The sequence below is a fragment of the Shewanella sp. genome (genome assembly GCF_051658185.1).
Classification (GTDB): domain Bacteria; phylum Pseudomonadota; class Gammaproteobacteria; order Enterobacterales; family Shewanellaceae; genus Shewanella.
The window spans coordinates 1-1,643 of record NZ_JBOFMC010000452.1 but is presented as its reverse complement, the minus strand read 5'-3'; the positions used below and the strand labels follow the sequence as shown (position 1 = coordinate 1,643).

The 1,643-nt window shown below is 54.8% G+C and carries 2 protein-coding genes; both read right to left on the bottom strand.

Annotation, left to right across the window (positions count from 1 at the left end):
* On the bottom strand, positions 1 to 813 hold an 813-nt coding region (locus ACRCZA_RS16455), incomplete at its 3' end, for an FAD-dependent oxidoreductase (RefSeq protein ID WP_438675458.1).
* 190 nt (positions 814 to 1,003) lie between these two features.
* On the bottom strand, positions 1,004 to 1,643 hold a 640-nt coding region (locus ACRCZA_RS16450; RefSeq protein ID WP_438675457.1), incomplete at its 5' end, for a hypothetical protein.

The window sequence follows — 1,643 nt, the reverse complement described above, 5'->3', positions numbered from 1 at the left end:
ACCGATATTGCCCGTAGCGGGTGAGCGACCAATTGCCCAAATTAGGCAATCGACGGTTACGCTTTCGCCGTTTTCGAGGTTCAGAGTCAGGCTGTCGTCGGCATTTTTGACCACAGATTGTGGGACGCTGTGGGTGTGCAGGGTTGGACCTTCGGTCTTCATGGCATCGACGAGGGCGTCGATCAGCATAGGATCGAAATTACGCAGCGGCGCATGTTTACGTACCAATAAATGAGTTTCACTGCCAAGTGCGTGTAACACGCCCGCGACTTCAACGGCGATATAGCCAGCGCCGACTACCGCGACACGTTTAGGTTGTTCGCGCAGGGCGAAGAAGCCATCGGAATCAATGCCGTATTCGGCACCTGGAATATTAGGGATGGTTGGCGCGCCACCGGTGGCGATGAGGATATGGTCAGCCGTGTAGTGCTCGCCATTCACCTCAATGGTGTTGCCATTCACAAAGCGGCCGTAGCCATTGAGCAAGGTGACTTTGTTATTGGTAAAGCCGCGGCCGTAGGCTTCATGGATGCGACCGATATAAGCTTCACGGCTGTTGACTAAGGTGTTCCAGTCGAATTTGTTGACCGAAACATCAAATCCATAGTCTTTGGCGTAGAGGTTCATGGCTTCGGCGATGTGCGCGCCATACCACATGACTTTTTTAGGCACGCAGCCCACGTTGACGCAGGTGCCGCCAACCTGTTTGGCCTCAATGAGTAACACCTTTGCGCCACGCATGGCGGCGCGGTTTGCTGAGGCTATCCCGCCGCTACCAGCACCGAGGCAGATATAGTCAAAATGTTGGGCCATGAGTTTCTCCATATTACTTCAAGGATAAGGTATGTAAACGGTTAGGGCTCATTGTAGGGGGGATTGACGTTGCAGACCAGCCTATTGCGACATTGGTGCTAGCGAGTTGATATGTTAGCTAAATCTGGCTACTTGCCCTCTTGCGCTATCCCATTTCTCGGTGTCTCGCCGAGCCTTGCTGTCGCAGTTTTTATTGTGCCGCAGTATCGCGCCGATATTGGCAGCGAGCATAATCCGCCTGGGCAGGCCCTTCTGCGCCGCATTTCAGGCATCGCCATTCTTGCTGGCGGGCGTGGAGCTCTTGGGCATGATATTGGCCGGGATGGTTGAGTTGGCTGCGATGCAGGGATTCGAGTTGATTGAGGCGGTTATCTAGCCAGCGGCAACTGGGATCGTTGGCGATGTGTTGGCGGCTGAGGAGCTTAGCGTTAGCAGATTGCTTGTGGGAGGATGTTATTTTACTGGCCCGAGACGGTTTAGATGAATGGGCGCGCAGAGGCTTAGCGCCGCGCGGGGGCGAGGTGGCATCCGTGGTTAACTGAGGAGCACTGTACTCAAGCGCGCTTTGATTGCGATGAGGAAGCCCAAGGGGCTGGCCTTGGCTATCGAGGAGCGTGCCGAGGGGGAGATGTTTACTGTCCTTCGGCTGGGGGAGGGAGCTTAAGCTGGGCTCGGTTGCCGTTATCACATTTTGTGTTACCGCCACGTCGGCCAGCAAGGGAGCGGCGACAAAGGGGTTAACTATCAAGGTGCTGAGCCATAAGCGCAGTGCTTGTGTGCACTTGGGTTGCCATAATCCAAAGGTGAACGGCTTAAGCGGCATTTTTTGC